The following is a 16260-nucleotide window of genomic DNA, read 5'->3' as shown; positions in this document are numbered from 1 at the left end:
ACAAATCACCTTAATACCTTCCCTCGAGGTACTCAATGACTTCCATTTCTTTAAACCAATGACGAACATTTTCTTCAATTAACATACGGATTGGTTTTTGTCTGTCTCGATACTCACTTAGGATGACTATCGCAGATGTCCAATCGCCTTTATGACATCTCCATATCGCTAATCCTACATGCTCCCATAGTTCACACTGATAATCTTTCTTTCTGTCCTTACCGCAATAATTGTTTTCTTCTGGAGATAGTGCGTCGGCTGGAATAATAGCTAAAATCTCACAAAACTTTTGCCCGTTATGATTCTTTCTCCAAAAAGCTCTTGTCTCATCAAAAGAATTCTTGAAGATCGATAGCTGCATCATTCATTATGCCTCCGATCCAAATTCACGAATTTTCCATATTCTTTAATAAAGGCCGCTTCGACTGTTCCGATTGGTCCATTTCTCTGCTTAGCAAGAATAATTTCAATGATATTTTGATTTTCAGATTCCTTATCGTAATAATCGTCACGATAAAGAAAAGCTACAACGTCAGCATCCTGCTCAATGCTTCCGGACTCCCGAATATCAGACATCATTGGACGTTTATCTTGTCTGGACTCAACACCTCGGGATAATTGCGACAATGCAATTACTGGCATGTCCATCTCTCTTGCTAAGGCTTTTAAGGACCTTGAAATCTCAGAAACCTCTTGTTGCCGATTTTCTTTCCCTTTTCCACGGATAAGTTGTAGATAATCAATGATGATAAGGTGATCTTTATCTGGATACTTCCTCTTAATTTCTCGCATTCTTGAACGTATGTCACTGACCGTCAATCCTGCATCATCCACTATTTCTAAATCCCATTTCTCCATACCGCTAATTGCATTAGTGGCCTTCCTATAATCTTCGGAAGAAAAGAGCTTTGATGGATTTTTCCACTTTTGACCGTCGATATTCCCTTCTGCACTTAAAAAACGGAAGGCTAATTGAACATCTTGCATTTCTAAAGAGAAAATGGTTGTGACTCCGCCTTTACGGCAATTGGTACCGCCCATATTTAGCGCAAAGGCTGTTTTACCGATTGAAGGCCTTGCAGCAACAATAATAAGGTCCTGCTTCTGCCAACCACCAGTCATCCGATCTAATTCAAATAATCCGCTTGGTATTCCGGTTAATTCTGCTTTAGGACTATGAATTCGATCAACGACATCCATTAAAATATCTTTTTTCGATCTATACTTTTTCTTTTTGGTTAGCTCCATAATGGATTGAAGATCTTCAACTAACTCTCCTATTCCTTCATCACTCGAAGACTCTGTGAATGTCTTAGCTTTTTTGCTCGCCTCTCTGATTCGAAAGGCCTCCAAAACAAGTTCTTCGTGGTAAACAAAATTGGCTGTAGTTGCTACTGAATTGGATAAATCAACAATATATTCAAATCCACCAGTGTTAACCAACGTCTCTCCCAATATCGTTACGAGATTAATTGTGTCTACAGGCTTTTCGCTTTTTTCAAGATGTCTCATGGCTCTGAATAGAATTTGATGGCGTCTTTCGAAAAAATGCTCTTGATCAAGCGAGCATTCTTTAATTAATTCTGGGTTTATCAGAATCGATCCAAGCACCGCCTGTTCAGCTTCACGTGCAATTTCACTCATGACATATCACTCTTTTCTAATAGAGCTTTTAAACTCGACTCGAACCTCTTTTTTTGTTCATTCGTTGGTGGATTTTCAGCTGCTTCCCTTTCAAACCGAGCTAACTGTAATAAGACTTCATTTTCTTTCTTTGGATATTCTGCGATTTCAGCGATCGTTGGCGGGTAAGGACTACTCACGATATGATGATTGAGCTTGTCCATAACCCCTTTAAAATCTAATGGTAAAAGTGCTGGAATTAATGCCTTTAATTTACGTTCGGTTAATTTGTAGCTCGGGTAAACTTCATGAATCGTATAAAGTATTTCTGTTGCCTCTGCACTTGTCATTAACCGAACTCACCTCTTCTCGCTCTTTCCAGAAGGTCATCGACACCTTCGTTAGCGTCTTTGGTATCTTTTTGAAAGGATTTATCGGCAGCTGAGATATCACTAACAGTTTTAATGTTTTGATTAACCCATTGTTTTAAGATGCCTTCCGCATAATTCCACTTTTTTTGCTGTTTTAAGGCTTTTTGTATGGCTTCAATAACTAACTCTGAACTGGTATCATCAATCCACTGTGCCAATGAATCACTTATGTATGGATTCAAGACACCTAAATTAGATTCATAGAATTGAAAAACGACGGCGAGCTCTTGTTGTTTTTCTTTTTCTTTTTCTTTTTCTTTTTCTTTTTCTTTTTCCCCCCGTAACGGCTCCGTAACGGCATCCGTTACGTAATAAGGTTCGTATAATTCTTTAATTGTTGGGTTAATAACATTTCTTCCTACATACTCAATTAACGATTTATCTTTAACCTCGGTTAATTCTTTCGTTACGCAATTTATCACTGGTGTACCTCCACGAATAAAGTTGTACTTCCCCCAGTTTTTAATTGCGAGCTCTCGTGTTTCATTGTTATAACGCATAATTTTATGATGATTAATAAATCGGTCAAAAAGAGCATTTACGCTTTCGATTGAATAGCCCGTTTCAAATGCCACTAGTTTCTTAGTAACCGGATAAATACCGGTTTGTGTTACCTGCTGGTTGGTTAAAATATAAATAAAGAAAAACTTATCTTCTGGTGTCATTTCCTCGACAACCTTTGGATCATTCCAAAATTCTGTGTGTATAATTCGATATTTAGCCATAATCGCACTCCTTTAGCTTTTCCTAAACAATGTTGCTCTTTCAGGTTGTTTTGTACTTCTACTCTTAGGTGATCTTGATAAAGGGCGTTCGTGAGTTACTTTTTCGCACACGGCATATCTCCCTTCCATGTGCGAAAACTTCAACTCAGGGTGATACTTTTTTACAAATCCTCTTGCATATCGTTCTGTATTCAAAGAGTAATAGATTTCAGGTAACGTTATGGATACCAGCAATAAAACCGCTCCTTAACTCGCCTCATTTGCTAAAAATTTATTCACAAAATAAATTTGACCTTTACCTGTAACTTTCGGTGTGCGAGTTGTCCGAATCGAACCATCTGGATTGTTAATCACTCGCTTCTTAATCTCGAATAGACCAAGATCCATAGACTTTTGTGTTGGTAAATTGAAGGACTCTCCTTTTTTCCGGATGAGATATCCTTTCTCTCTCAACCAGTCGAACAAGCGATTTTGACCAATCTCAATTCCATTTTGTTTTAAGATTTTCGATAACTCGCCGATTAGAACTGACGACTGTGAGACTTCAACTGCATTTGCAAATAACACTTTTGGTTGATTTTCTTTGGCTTTAGCTTCCAACGCTAAACGTGCTGCGCGTTCTTCTTTTAATTTGGATGCAACTTCAATTAAAAGGTCTGGATTATCCAGAAGCTCATCTTTTGCGTACATGCCATGTTTCCGGATGGATGGGAGTACATCGTGAGTGACCCATCTTTTAAATTTCTTCAAACCATCAACTCGATTCTTATATTCTTGTTCTGAAACAGTGCTTTTCTTTTGTGGTTGCATACTGAATAGAAGGGAATATAAACCAGACTCATTAACAACAGTAATTTGTTGGGTTCCTCCGGGGGTAGACAAAGGTGTCACACCCTTTTCATCCTCGTCTAACCTTGATATTGACCTCCTATAATGTGTATCACCAAATACCTCACAAACATCTTTAGCAACAAACCAAACTTCCTCGCCTTTCACAACTGTTCTTACTTCACTTTTACCGTAATTAAATACTTTGGTTAATTGATCCACTGCACTTCCTCCTAGATTATTGTGTTATACTGAGTGTGAATATTTAATTATTCAATCAATCAAGACCTCTTACGCCCCAACGTTTGAGGTCAATCCTTTATACTTTCTTGTGACAACATAGAGAGGTTTTTTCAAACGTCTTGCCACGTGAGCTAGTCCATAAATGGGTACATGAGCAAGCAAGTATATTTCTTCTTCTTTTGTCCACTTCCCCTCGTTGGGCGCAAGCCAATTTCCTAGATCACTCAAAACCTTATAAACACCACAATAAGTTCTACAATATGCATCTCTTACCGTGCTTAGATTTTCTAAATACTTTACCTCTAGACACTTATTACAATGTTGATCAAGAATAATGCCAGCAGCTCTAATAAGATTTTGATTTTTCTTCATCTCTTTCACCTCCTTTAATTGATAAAATCTTTAACTGCTACAAAGGCAATGAACAAAACGGTAACTATAGCTGCAAGAACTACTTTACTTTCATCTGTAAGTTTCATAAGTTAATAGCCTTTCTAAGCAGTTATGTATTTCCCTAAATGCTTCATTTGAAAATCAATTCGAGTCTGTTCAACTCGATCAGCTAATTTACGCAATCCCTCAGAACCATCTCTACCTTTGCTGTATGTTCTTAATGCTTGTACAATGTAAATCATTTCTTCACTGTCAAAAAGATTGGTGTTAGACTTGACTAGGTTTGTAACTTGATCAAACCTTTGCTTTTGGCCAGCGTCTAATTTTGACCTGTGACTATTCATTGCTTGAATAACTTGCATTCTTTGAATGATAGTGAATTTTACGGTAGCTTTCATAATTTGACCTCCATTTTTATAGTTTGAAAGTTTTTGTCAATTTTTTGTCTCATTTGAGTTAACTCGACATTTAGAACAACTTTTCGACGACATTTTTTGCAACAATGTCCAAAAGAAAGTCCTCCTGAGAGGAAAGTTTTTATTAAAAGCATTATTCATCATGTTCTTTTAAATCGTAATAACCTTCATCAACATAAAATTTCTGTATTGCATAAGAGACAACACCATTACGATTTACTTCAGGTTCTTCCTTTTGTGACTCCGCTACGATAAAATCGAGGCTTTCAACAACAGAAGTTGGAATAGTGACTTGAATAGATGTTAAATGACCTTTTTTAATATCTTTCATTTCTTTAAACCTCTCTTTTCAATTAAAATTTATGAGAATTACCAAATGACAACCCCGGCCAATCTCCTCGATCGACATAACCAACAAGTGTCAAATCTTTTTCTTTAGCTGGTGTACCTAAACGATCCATAAAATCTAAACCACTTTTTAAGGCTAGCGGACGTAATTCTTCTTTGCTGACAACCCTAGGAGTGAAAACACACACTTTCATTCGACCTTCTTTATGGTCGATCACACATTCATACCTTCGTTCCACGATTATGCCCCCTCGTCAGTGATCTCATTTAATGCTATTTTGAATTGTTCTTTATTAACACGCCGCCTGTTATATTTAATACTTTCAGCTATTTGAACAATTTGGTTATAGTCAGCAGTAAGAATATCTAAATTCTTTTTAATTTCTGTAGGTTCATCAGTTGACAATAAAAGCATCCAGCCACCAATTGAATTACGCATAAAATTCTTAATCGTATGAACACAGACATAATCTCGATATTCACCATGCTCAGTTAGATAATCAACCTCTTGGCTAACATCAAGAAATAATCTATTTTGACAAATTGGTGCGACTTGTTTTTCCACTTTCTTAAGCCTCCTTTATATCAACTTCCTCTTCATGTTTGAGAAAATTCTTTTTCGCTGCTTCATTATTGATGCGCTCTTTTTCTTCGTCAGATAATGAGTTCCAGATTGCCCATCCTGCTTGATGGTGTTCGTATATGATGCGTTCTTGTTCTTCATCAGACATTGGAGTGGGAGCCACAACATGAACTGTTACTTTTCCATATTTTCTTGTCATTGCATATTTTTGTTCTTTCATGGATGTATCACCTCTAAGTCCATGTCTATGCTGTAAAAGATAGTGGACTACCCCTTTTCTTCACAATCAATTTGTAATTCTTCATCAAGCAAGTTATTGATATTGAGGAGCATTTCAGATATCTGTTCATTTGAATAGTCTGAATCTGGATCACTCAAAAAATATGCAGCTTCGAGTACTCTTGTTTTAATTTCTGAAAGTGCAAGTTGTTTACGGATGTTCATTATTTCTACCCCTCTCGCACATAATAAAAGACACTAATAAAACCTCTCTAAATTGCTGTTTTAGAAATTTTTTTCACAAAAAAAAGTTCGTCTATGTTGCATTTTAGAACGGTAGTCAAAACCGGCAAATGATTGGCTTTAATTTTATATTCTCCTGTTTCATACTTCAAATACGTTGAAGCATTCTTAAACCCCATGTGAGTAGCCATTTCTTGCATTGTAATACCAAGTTCGCAACGACGATTTTTGAGAAATTCAAGATTAATTAGGTTCATGGTGTGCCTCCTCTCGATTTCTGTTTTAGCAATCTTATAAACCTAATAATAAATTGCTGTTTTAGAAATGTCAAGGCTCTTAGATAAAAAAATTTCTAATTTAGAAACTTGTTTTATTTCCATTATGGAAAAGTGATAAAATGAAATAGGTATACATAGGGGAAGAGGTGATTACGTTGCATATTGGTCAGCTAATTGAGAAGGAAATGGATAAAAATGAATGGACACAAAAACAATTAGCAGAGAAAGTTAAAATGAACACAAGTGTATTAAACAGGATAATAAAAGGGAAAAGACCAGTTGACCAAGACGAGATTGTAGCGTTTTCTAAAGTTTTTGGTGTAACGACTGATTATTTGCTCGGGATATCTGGCCATCCAGACGTAGGAGTTGGCAAAGACGGTCAGTTAGAAATACAATTTCCTGAAAAAGTAGACAGTTTTGATCCAGCAGAAATAAAAAAAGAATTCGATTCACTCGCTGAGATAAATAAGATCATCGATGAACTAGGAATAGAAGGTATGTTTTTTAACGATATTGAGGCGTGGAAAAATTTCACACCAGAAGATGTGGAGGATTTACGGAAGCATTTCGAGTGGATCGCACACAGAGCGCAAGAGCGGAATAAAGAGAAGAAATGACAACAAGACACGCATGATAGAGGGCGTGTCTTTACTTCAATATCCACTTCAAATAATTCCATATTCTTGTTTTAATTCCCAAATTCATAACACTTGGAGGTAAAAATGGCTAAAACTAAAGATTTTTTTGTTGATCGTAAGGAGCAATCAAGGATTAAGACTAATATTCTATTAAAATATTTTAATGCTTGGTCCAAAATATTAGTCCCGCGTTCAAGAACTGGAAAAATTGCATACATAGATTTGTTTAGTGGTCCTGGTAAATATGAAGATGGTTCACCTTCAACTCCTCTTTTAATTTTAGAAAAATGTATAGCTGAACCAGCTCTTGCGGAAAGTCTTGTTAGTATTTTTAACGATGCAGATAAAGAAACTTCGGAGCAGTTAGAAAAAAACATCAGTGAACTTCCCGGAATCTCTAATCTAGAACATACTCCAGGTGTTTTAAATTTAGAAGTAGGAGATGAAATTGCATCATTATTTGCGAAAAAGAATTTAATACCTACTCTCGCATTTGTAGATCCTTGGGGATATAAAGGTTTAACTACAGGTTTAATCAATAGCCTAATTAAAGATTTTGGTTCAGATTGTATCTTCTTCTTCAACTACAATAGAATAAATATGGGAATTAATAACGACCTTGTTCAAGAACATATGTCTAATCTGTTTGGAAATGAAAGGTTAGCGGAAATGAAGAAACGGGTAAAGACTTTGGAAAAAGAGGAAAAAGAACTCTTTATTGTAAACGAGTTAGCTGAGTCTTTATCTGACGAAAGAAAAAATCTAGTTCTGCCTTTTAGATTTGTAGATGAAAATAAAAATAAGACAAGCCATTATTTAATTTTCGTTTCTAAACATGAACTTGGATACACCATCATGAAAGATATTATGGCTGGAGAAAGTACTATGCAAGATGATGGTGTCGCTAATTTTTCTTATATTCCAGTAAAACATATTACTAAACACACAAACGTCCAACTAGACTTATTGGCCAGTTATGAACGTAAATTAGATAGCTTAGGAAGTGATCTTAAGGAAATATTCTCAGGGAAAACTTTGAGTGTGAATAGTATTGTTGAGAGACACCACATCGGTACACCTTTTATTAAAAAAATTATAAAGAAGCTATTAGACGATTAGAGGAATTGGGCGAGGTAACTTTAGACCCACCAGCCAATAAAAGACGAAAAAGAAAAGGGATACTAACTGTTGGTGATAAGGTGAAAGTTACTTTTTCGTAAGAACGTTAGTTCTATTTTAGTTACAGATCCATTATATTAAGATATAATATTCAGAGAGGTGATATAAATGGCTGGAAACTCCAGTATCGAATGGACTGAGTCTACTTGGAATCCCGTCACTGGTTGCACTAAAGTCTCTGAAGGTTGTAAAAATTGTTATGCCGAAGCAATGGCTAAAAGGTTAGTCGCGATGAAAAACCCCCGTTATATTAATGGATTTAACGTAACTTTACATCATGACTTAATAAATAAACCATTGGAATGGAAGAAACCTAGAAAGATCTTTGTGAATTCTATGTCTGATTTATTTCATGAGGATATACCGCTTGATTTTATAAAAGATGTTTTTGAAGTGATGAATAAAGCATCTCATCATAACTTTCAAGTATTAACAAAACGTCCGCATAGAGTAGCTCGAATAGCACATGAGCTAAATTGGTCACATAATATCTGGATGGGAACTAGTATAGAAAACGAAGATGTTTTATTTAGATTACACCATCTAAAAAAAATCCCTGCAGCAGTTAGATTTTTATCTTGTGAACCTCTATTAGGTCCATTAAGCTCACTTAACCTAGATGGTATCCATTGGGTAATTGTTGGTGGTGAATCAGGAATAGGCGCTAGACCAATGAAAGCTGATTGGGTAAGAGAAATCCGAGATCAATGTGAAGTACAAAATGTAGCATTCTTCTTTAAGCAATGGGGAGGAGTTCAAAAACACCGTCATGGTAGGTTGCTAGATGACAAAACATATGACGAGTTCCCAGAAGTAGCTCTAACATAAGCCCAATAATTGGGCTTTTTCTTTTTATTGTAAAACAGAACATACATTCGTATAATTAGTACTAAAGGAGTGTGTGTTTTATTGGAAACTTATTACAAACCTACTAGCTTAGAATCATGGATTTCCCTTAGATATAGGCAAAAGAACATAGTAACTCCTGACGATCTAGTCGAGGATAAAATTTGTTTTGCCTATAACATCTTTCTAAAACGTTGGGCAAAACCTTCCCATTCCATAGAAACTGGAAACTTTAAAATGATTTCAATCGACACCTCGATCGATTATTATAAACAGAGAGAAGAATTCTACCATGAGCTATGCCATATTCTCAGGCACGCAGGTAGACAAATCATGATGCCTAAAGCTTTCCGAGAGTTGCAAGAGTGGGATGCAAATAATTTTGTGAAATACGCTGCTATTCCACTTCATATGTTACGAGGTTTTGATTTTACGGACTCTAACATAATATCTATAATGTCAGATTCATTTAAAGTAACCCCTCAACTCTGTGAAGAAAGACTTCTCAAAATCAAGAATAATCTATACTACAAGGAGGCTTTCAATGGAAAAAACAGCAATGTATTTACGTAAGTCTCGCGCTGACATTGAAGCGGAAGCGCGAGGTGAAGGTGAAACGTTAGCGAAACATAAAAAAGCTTTGTTAAAGATTGCTAAGGAGCAAAATATAAATATTACCAAAATCTATGAGGAAGTCGTTTCTGGTGAGAGTCTTATGCACCGGCCACAAATGCTCGAACTTTTAAAAGAAGTCGAGAATAAGCATTTTGATGCCGTTCTTGTTATGGATATGGATCGCTTAGGACGTGGGAATATGAAGGAACAAGGTCTTATCTTAGAAACATTCCAACAGTCCAAAACCAAAATCGTTACACCTCGAAAAACTTATGATTTGGATAATGAATGGGACGAAGAGTACACAGAGTTCGAAACATTCATGGCAAGAAGAGAGTTGAAACTCATAACCAGACGTATGCAAGGAGGACGTATAAGATCAATAGAAGAAGGCAATTATATTGCTACTCGTCCTCCTTATGGATACACGATCAAAGAATTAAGCAACGGGAGGACGCTCGAGCCGCATCCAGAACAAGCACCAATCGTGAAAATGATCTTTGAATGGTACACACATGACGATCCAAAAGAACGGATTGCTACATCAAGAATCGCAAACAAGCTAAACGATTTTGGATATGTAACGTACACGGGAAAGCCTTGGCAAAGCCATTCGGTTCTAAATATTATCAAGAACGCTGTGTATGCTGGACGTCTTCAGTGGAAGAAGAAAGAGCAGAAGAAGTCAAAAGAACCCGGAAAAAGACGTGATACGAGAATGAGAGATAAAGAAGAATGGATAGATGTTGAAGGAAAGCATGAACCGCTTATTTCTATGGACACTTACCAAAAAGCGCAGAGCATATTGAAGAAGAAATATCACGTTCCATACCAGCTGCAGAACGGTATCAAGAATCCATTAGCCGGCTTAATCAGATGTAATCATTGCGGATCGTCGATGATACTAAGGCCATACGCTAAGCAAGCATCACATCTAATGTGCTACAACAAACTTTGTGATAGCAAAAGTACTCGCTTTGAATATGTAGAACGTCACTTAATTGTTGCTTTACATGACTGGTTAGAATCATTTAAAGCAGAGTGGGAAAAACAAAAAGCTGAAACCTCCGTTGTGGATGATGGTGAAGATATTAAAAAGAGAGCTTTAACTAACCTTCAAAATGAATTAAACGAACTGGAAAAGCAAAAGAATCGTTTGCATGATCTTCTTGAACGAGGTATTTATGACGAAGAAACTTACTTGGATAGATCAAAACATGTCTCTGATCGAATCAGCGAAGTAAAGACTCAAATAAAAAAGATTGAGAAAGAAATTAAAAAGGGCGAAAATCAAAAACTTAATGAAAAAGAATATATCCCGAAAGTGCAAAAGGTTTTGGACTTGTACTTTAAAACAGATGATCCTGCTCAAAAGAACGCACTGCTTAAAACTGTAATTGAAAAAGCCACGTATAATAAAGAAAAGCACCAGCGCGGAGAAGACTTCACACTAGTGCTGCATCCAATTATATACCCTCACAGATAACGTGTGAGGGTTAATTCATTTCCTTCTTTGTCCGTCCCAATCGGATCATGAAGAGATACATCCTTCTTAACCTTCTTTAAGGCTCTCAGGTGCATAAGAATTTCATTTTCTATACACCGAGCTGCATAAGTTGCCAGCTTTGTCCCTTTTCCATCAGAATAGCTTTCTATTGCTTTGATTAACCCAATTGTTCCAATGGAGATTAGATCTTCAGTATCTTCCCTTGTATTCTCAAATTTCTTTACGATATGTGCCACAAGCCGTAGGTTATGTTCAATTAGAAGGTCGCGTGCTTCTTCATCACCCTCCTGCATAAGCTTTAAGTATTTCTTTTCTTCTTCTTTCTTTAACGGTTGTGGGAAGGCGTTATTCTTAACGTATGATACGAAGACGATAACTTCTTTGAATAAGTAAGAAATCGCTGCAATAATAGTCGACACGAACCATCACCCCCAAATTGTCATTAGTACACACTATGTTCCATTGGGCTTGGTCGTGTCTGTACACCTAAAAAAAGTCCAAAATTTTTTTCTCCTTTGCTTGAGTATGAAAAAAGCACACTGACATTTATCATCAATGTGCCCTTCTACTTTTTGTGTTTTTATCCTCTGCTTTATTGAATAACCTGATTTTCGCTATTCTTTTGTTTCTTTCCTTCTAGAGCTAAGCGTTCAATTAACTTCGCTAATAATAACGTACGCTCCGTAAGGGAAGAAATTTCTAAATATTCTTTATCGCTATGAGCATTACCACCAATTGGACCAAGCCCATCGATCGTTGCGATTCCCATTGCTGATGTAAAGGATGCATCCGAACCACCGCCAGTTTTTGTATCCTTAATGGTAATCCCTAATTCAGCGCCTACTTGTTTCACGATTTGAAAAAGTGCCTCTGTTTTTTCATTCTTCAACATTGGCGGCCGACTCATGTCACCAGTCAGTTCAATATCTGTCCCACTTACATCTGCTGAAGCGCAAACTTGTTCAATTTTCTTTTCCATTTCTTTAGCCTGTTCAAGAGTGGCTATTCGAACATCTAAATGTCCGATAGCCAAAGCAGAAACCGTATTTACGGCATCTCCCCCTTCAATCATCCCTACATTAACAGAGATGCCGCGCTCATGATCATTTAATTCATGAAGTTTGACAATTTTATGAGCCAATTCTTCAATCGCACTTCTACCTTTTTCCGGCTCAATTCCTGAATGGGCCGCTTTTCCATGCACTTCAATTGTATATCTGCCATTTCCTCTTCTTTCTGTCACAACAGATCCATCTCTTCTAGCTGGCTCCATAATCAGAGCATACAACTTACCAACTGCTTCACTTTCGATAATAGGTCGAGATGTATGAGAACCAATTTCTTCGTCACTGTTAAAGATAATTTGAACATGCTCATACACATCTAACCCACATTGTTTTAAATAGTGTAGTGCATAAATAACAGAAACCAAGCTCGCTTTCATATCAATAACACCTGGCCCATATGCTCGTCCGTTTTTTATTGTAAATGGTCTTTTAACAGCTGTACCATCTTCAAAGACCGTATCCATGTGTGCCACAATTAAAATGGAAGGATGGTGTTGTGAAGGATGACGAACAATCAAATGGTCTCCAACGCTTTCTTGAGGTTTTCTTTCTATTTGAAAGCCAAGTTGTTCAAAATAAGGAGAAATGACCTTCCCGACATGATCAACTCCTTGTTTATTGTGTGAACCACTATCTATATTGACTAATCTCTCTAATAACTCTAACATCTCTTTTTCTTTCAAATGAACGTCCATCTTGCCCTTCCCCTTATCTTTCTTGCTTTGTTCCTACTTTTATTGTCGTGTATTTCCTCTCTCTTTGCAAGTCTCATTCGCCTAGTTCCATATTATTCAAGAGCTTTTTCGTAAAAAGACAAAAAAAGTGAGCGATTCAATTGAACCGCTCGCAATGGGGGAGAGTAGAGAGAACATTTTTGGAAGCTAGGTCAATGACCTTTCCTGTATTTAATGTACCCTACTCTAATCCTCTTTACAGTATTTTTGTTACATATTCTTACAGAGAACTTCTATTGATTTTAAAAAATGTTACATCTGTTAACAAATTTATTCTTCATATGTGTTCAGCATTTGCACTCTGAATGCTGTATAATAAAAAAATAGTTCACACTCGATATATAACTAGAGGAGGCCCACCATTGAATGATCTAACTCACATTCAACAAACGTTATCTAATCGAAAAAGCGGCATCATTGGTAGCACTTCTTTTAAATCAGCTGTGATGGTTCCATTAGTTTATGTAGAAGAAGAACTATCAATATTATTTGAAGTACGTTCAAAGCACTTAAAGAAACAACCAGGGGAGATTTGCTTTCCAGGTGGCAAAATTGATTCCACTGATCATTCAGCTGAAATGGCAGCCATCCGTGAGCTATCAGAGGAAATTGGTATTCCCAATCATCAAATTGACGTGATTGCCCCTCTTGATGTCCTTGCTACCCCTTTTCGAGGAATCATTTATCCGTTTATTGGATTTCTGAAGAACCTTGATCAATTAAACGTTAACCAAGAAGAAGTGGATCATATTTTTACCGTACCACTCTCATATCTGTATCAATACAACCCAGACATTCATTCTATGAAAATGTGGTTTGAGCCTAGTGAACACTTTCCTCTTGATAAAGTCCCTAACAAACAAGCATACGCCACTACAAGATACAGTGAAATAGAAGAATACTTTTATTATTACGAGGACTATCTAATCTGGGGACTAACAGCACGTATTCTCTCTCATTTTCTTGACATAACGAAGCCAAGATCATCGTAATAGATAATCTTGGCTTTTATGCATTTATATCATTATGCTTCATTGTCTTCTTCCGTTAGTTGCTTCTGCGTTCTCATCGCAAGTTGGTGACAAAACACAGCAAACATAAGGGCGAGGAAAATCCCGCCAACAAACCAACTTGGAGAAACCATCATGGTATTATGCTCTGTTGGAATCACTAAACCGATAAACAGAAAAATACTTAAAGACAATAAAATGAAACCAAATTGTTTATAATCAGCTACTTTTGCTTCAAGTTGTTTTACTTTTTTATCTTCCATTTATCTTCCTCCTACTCTTCATCCATTCTATCATGGTTTTTCATAGTTTAGATGATGCAATGTCTGTTAAATAAGCTAGAGGATTCCAATTTTCTTCAAAATGAAAACAGTACGAGCTTTCATCAAAAGGCAGAATACGGTATGATAATCATTAGCTTGAAGTACATATATTGGAGGAAAGAACTATGAAAAGCATTGTTCGTGATATGAGCCTTGCCCCTGAAGGCCATTTAAAAATTGATTGGGTAAAAGAACATATGCCCGTTTTAAATCGTATACGTGAAGACTTTGAGACAACTCAACCTTTCAAAGGATTAAAAGTAGCCATCTGCCTACATTTAGAAGCAAAAACAGCTTATTTAGCTAAAGTTGTAAAAGCAGGTGGAGCTGATGTGTATATTGCAGGAAGCAATCCACTTTCCACACAAGATGATGTGTGTGCCGCTTTAGTCGAAGACGGGATTACGGTTTTTGCTAAACACCGCCCTGATCCAGAAGAGTTTAAACAACATTTAATTATGGCACTAGAAGTGGAGCCAGATTTAATCATTGATGATGGCGGCGATTTTACAACATTGCTTCATTCTGAGCGACCTGACTTAATCAAAAACATCCGTGGTGGATGTGAGGAAACAACGACGGGTGTCATCCGAGATAAAGCATTAGAAAATTCAGGTGATCTTCCTTTCCCAATGATTGCGGTTAATGACGGGTATTGCAAACATCTATTTGATAACCGTTATGGAACAGGTCAATCCGTTTGGGATAGCATCAACCGTACAACAAATTTAGTCGTTGCTGGAAAGACAGTTGTTGTTGTCGGTTATGGATGGTGCGGACGTGGCGTAGCAATGCGAGCTAAAGGATTAGGAGCTAAAGTTATCGTAACAGAGGTTGATAGCATTAAAGCAATTGAAGCTATATGGATGGCTTTGAAGTGATGTCGCTCGTTGAAGCTGCAAAACATGGAGATTATTTTATTGCTGTAACAGGAAATCAATATGTCATTCGCCGTGAACATATGGAAGTGATGAAGGATGGAGCAATTTTAGCCAATGCCGGTCATTTTGATGTAGAAGTGAATAAACATGACCTTGATGCTCTATCGACTTCTAAACGTGAGGTTCGTAAAAATATCGAGGAGTATGTATTAGAAGATGGCCGTAAATTGTATTTGCTTGCTGAAGGACGCCTGGTGAACTTAGGAGCAGGAGATGGCCATCCTGCAGAGATTATGGATATGACATTTGCCCTCCAAGCCGTTTCTTTAGCGTATGTGAATGAGAATTACAAAGAAATCGGCAACCGCATTATTACTGTTCCGTATGAACTGGATAAGCAAGTGGCCAACCTTAAGCTAGAAGCTTTAGGAATTAAGATTGATTCATTAACAGATGAACAAAAAGTATATCTTGAAAGCTGGAAAATCGATTAAGAAAAAAGGGGTGTGCAAAAGGTTTATTACGAACCTTCGCACACCCTTCTATTTACTATACTGTTTTCGTAAAGAATATTGCTCTGAAGAAGGTAATACTCATAGTGAAATGGAGCGGAAGCCACTCGACTCGTGCGAAAAATAGAGGGAGGTCACTGAAAAAGTGCTCGTTTACTTTGGACTTGAAAGGGAGCTTTGCCCTCGCTCCCGGGATGAGGGGCACGCACCAGCAGGCGGGCGTTGAACTAACCGGCAAGCCGGTGGATTTCAACCTGCCCTCTCCTCCTGCAGGAGTCGGCCTCCTCATCCCGTCCGCTATTGGAGAGGAACGATAGAAATTCCTAGAGAAACAAATTCTAATGACATTGCAGATGAATTAGAGACCAGATCGGTATTGTACTTTGTCGTTTAATAGGAAATAGCGTGAGGCTTATCAACACCTGGTTGTATTTCTGTTTGATCATTTCAATCGTACTGCCGTTTATTCTTGACGTATTTTATAATGTGGAAGGTGAACCACAAATCGCTTAAATCCCATCGTTAAAGAAATAATGAATGTATTAGGAGCATCGTAGAAGAGTAAGAGTAACAAGCTAAAGTAACAAAAGTAACCCTAGCAGGGGAATGACACGG

21 protein-coding genes and 2 pseudogenes are annotated in these 16260 nt (G+C 37.1%); 7 read left to right on the top strand and 16 right to left on the bottom strand.

Features of this window, described 5'->3' with window-relative positions; translation table 11 throughout:
• Positions 1–10 precede the first annotated feature (10 nt).
• The 13 genes from JCM9140_RS13805 to JCM9140_RS13750 all read right to left on the bottom strand — a co-directional run bounded on the left by JCM9140_RS13805 (position 11) and on the right by JCM9140_RS13750 (position 6309).
• Complete coding sequence (locus JCM9140_RS13805; protein WP_034747542.1) at positions 11–364, bottom strand: hypothetical protein; 354 nt, start codon at positions 362–364, stop codon at positions 11–13.
• The gene (gene dnaB / locus JCM9140_RS13800) at positions 361–1644 is read right to left on the bottom strand and encodes a replicative DNA helicase (protein ID WP_034747540.1); all 1284 of its coding nucleotides are present in this window, start codon (positions 1642–1644) and stop codon (positions 361–363) included. Before dnaB ends, JCM9140_RS13805 begins: the two co-directional genes overlap by 4 nt.
• Positions 1641–1973: a replicative helicase loader/inhibitor gene (locus tag JCM9140_RS13795; protein WP_034747538.1), complete on the bottom strand. Its 333-nt coding sequence runs from the start codon at positions 1971–1973 to the stop codon at positions 1641–1643. Before JCM9140_RS13795 ends, dnaB begins: the two co-directional genes overlap by 4 nt.
• The gene (locus tag JCM9140_RS13790; protein WP_052002270.1) at positions 1973–2779 is read right to left on the bottom strand and encodes a DnaD domain-containing protein; all 807 of its coding nucleotides are present in this window, start codon (positions 2777–2779) and stop codon (positions 1973–1975) included. The genes JCM9140_RS13795 and JCM9140_RS13790 overlap by 1 nt, the downstream gene beginning before the upstream one ends.
• Positions 2780–3025: 246 nt before the next feature.
• Entirely contained in the window at positions 3026–3829 is an 804-nt protein-coding gene (locus JCM9140_RS13785) for a phage antirepressor (protein ID WP_034747536.1), read from the bottom strand.
• Positions 3830–3898: 69 nt separating this feature from the next.
• Positions 3899–4222 carry a hypothetical protein gene (locus JCM9140_RS13780; RefSeq protein WP_034747533.1) on the bottom strand — a complete coding sequence of 108 codons (324 nt, stop codon included), beginning with the start codon at positions 4220–4222 and terminating at the stop codon, positions 3899–3901.
• Between the two features lie 122 nt (positions 4223–4344).
• Positions 4345–4641, bottom strand: a complete 297-nt coding sequence (locus JCM9140_RS13775; protein ID WP_034747530.1) for a hypothetical protein — start codon at positions 4639–4641, stop codon at positions 4345–4347.
• A 151-nt stretch (positions 4642–4792) separates the two neighbouring features.
• Positions 4793–4990 (bottom strand): hypothetical protein, encoded by a 198-nt coding sequence (locus tag JCM9140_RS13770; RefSeq protein ID WP_034747528.1) that lies wholly within the window; start codon positions 4988–4990, stop codon positions 4793–4795.
• 22 nt (positions 4991–5012) lie between these two features.
• Positions 5013–5246 (bottom strand): hypothetical protein, encoded by a 234-nt coding sequence (locus tag JCM9140_RS13765; protein WP_034747524.1) that lies wholly within the window; start codon positions 5244–5246, stop codon positions 5013–5015.
• 2 nt (positions 5247–5248) lie between these two features.
• Positions 5249–5572, bottom strand: coding sequence for a hypothetical protein (locus JCM9140_RS13760; RefSeq protein ID WP_034747521.1), 324 nt, complete (start codon positions 5570–5572; stop codon positions 5249–5251).
• Between the two features lie 4 nt (positions 5573–5576).
• Positions 5577–5810, bottom strand: coding sequence for a hypothetical protein (locus tag JCM9140_RS13755; RefSeq protein ID WP_034747518.1), 234 nt, complete (start codon positions 5808–5810; stop codon positions 5577–5579).
• Positions 5811–5857: 47 nt separating this feature from the next.
• Entirely contained in the window at positions 5858–6034 is a 177-nt protein-coding gene (locus tag JCM9140_RS23815) for a hypothetical protein (RefSeq protein WP_156314880.1), read from the bottom strand.
• A 47-nt stretch (positions 6035–6081) separates the two neighbouring features.
• Entirely contained in the window at positions 6082–6309 is a 228-nt protein-coding gene (locus tag JCM9140_RS13750; protein WP_034747515.1) for a helix-turn-helix domain-containing protein, read from the bottom strand.
• Between the two features lie 167 nt (positions 6310–6476).
• On the opposite strand from JCM9140_RS13750, the gene JCM9140_RS22620 reads away from it, so the two are divergent.
• The 5 genes from JCM9140_RS22620 to JCM9140_RS13725 all read left to right on the top strand — a co-directional run bounded on the left by JCM9140_RS22620 (position 6477) and on the right by JCM9140_RS13725 (position 11097).
• A complete protein-coding gene (locus tag JCM9140_RS22620; protein ID WP_156314879.1) occupies positions 6477–6950 on the top strand; it encodes a helix-turn-helix domain-containing protein in 474 nt (157 codons plus the stop codon).
• 105 nt (positions 6951–7055) lie between these two features.
• Positions 7056–8090, top strand: a complete 1035-nt coding sequence (locus JCM9140_RS13740) for a three-Cys-motif partner protein TcmP (RefSeq protein WP_201769722.1) — start codon at positions 7056–7058, stop codon at positions 8088–8090.
• 168 nt (positions 8091–8258) lie between these two features.
• Positions 8259–8978, top strand: coding sequence for a DUF5131 family protein (locus JCM9140_RS13735; protein WP_034747511.1), 720 nt, complete (start codon positions 8259–8261; stop codon positions 8976–8978).
• Between the two features lie 81 nt (positions 8979–9059).
• Complete coding sequence (locus JCM9140_RS13730; RefSeq protein WP_034747508.1) at positions 9060–9569, top strand: ImmA/IrrE family metallo-endopeptidase; 510 nt, start codon at positions 9060–9062, stop codon at positions 9567–9569.
• Positions 9541–11097 carry a recombinase family protein gene (locus JCM9140_RS13725; RefSeq protein ID WP_034747506.1) on the top strand — a complete coding sequence of 519 codons (1557 nt, stop codon included), beginning with the start codon at positions 9541–9543 and terminating at the stop codon, positions 11095–11097. Before JCM9140_RS13730 ends, JCM9140_RS13725 begins: the two co-directional genes overlap by 29 nt.
• A gap of 5 nt (positions 11098–11102) precedes the next feature.
• Here the strand turns inward: JCM9140_RS13725 and sigK are convergent.
• Together sigK and JCM9140_RS13715 are read right to left on the bottom strand one after the other, a co-directional pair.
• Positions 11103–11537: pseudogene (gene sigK, locus JCM9140_RS13720) on the bottom strand (RNA polymerase sporulation sigma factor SigK); the annotation flags it as partial.
• A gap of 173 nt (positions 11538–11710) precedes the next feature.
• Complete coding sequence (locus tag JCM9140_RS13715) at positions 11711–12880, bottom strand: M20 family metallopeptidase (RefSeq protein WP_034747504.1); 1170 nt, start codon at positions 12878–12880, stop codon at positions 11711–11713.
• A 401-nt stretch (positions 12881–13281) separates the two neighbouring features.
• Here JCM9140_RS13715 and JCM9140_RS13710 point away from each other — a divergent pair, with 401 nt between their 5' ends.
• Positions 13282–13911, top strand: a complete 630-nt coding sequence (locus JCM9140_RS13710) for an NUDIX hydrolase (RefSeq protein ID WP_052002268.1) — start codon at positions 13282–13284, stop codon at positions 13909–13911.
• Between the two features lie 32 nt (positions 13912–13943).
• On the opposite strand, the gene JCM9140_RS13705 is transcribed toward JCM9140_RS13710, so the two are convergent.
• The gene (locus tag JCM9140_RS13705; RefSeq protein WP_034747501.1) at positions 13944–14192 is read right to left on the bottom strand and encodes a YrhC family protein; all 249 of its coding nucleotides are present in this window, start codon (positions 14190–14192) and stop codon (positions 13944–13946) included.
• Positions 14193–14377: 185 nt separating this feature from the next.
• On the opposite strand from JCM9140_RS13705, the pseudogene JCM9140_RS13700 reads away from it, so the two are divergent.
• A pseudogene (locus tag JCM9140_RS13700) lies at positions 14378–15627 on the top strand (adenosylhomocysteinase).
• The last annotated feature ends 633 nt before the right edge of the window (positions 15628–16260 follow it).

The sequence above is a fragment of the Halalkalibacter wakoensis JCM 9140 genome (assembly GCF_000513095.1).
In the GTDB taxonomy this organism is placed as follows: Bacteria; Bacillota; Bacilli; order Bacillales; family Bacillaceae_D; genus Halalkalibacter; species Halalkalibacter wakoensis.
The sequence above is the reverse complement of the archived record's forward strand: the minus strand, read 5'-3'. Positions and strand labels throughout refer to the sequence as shown.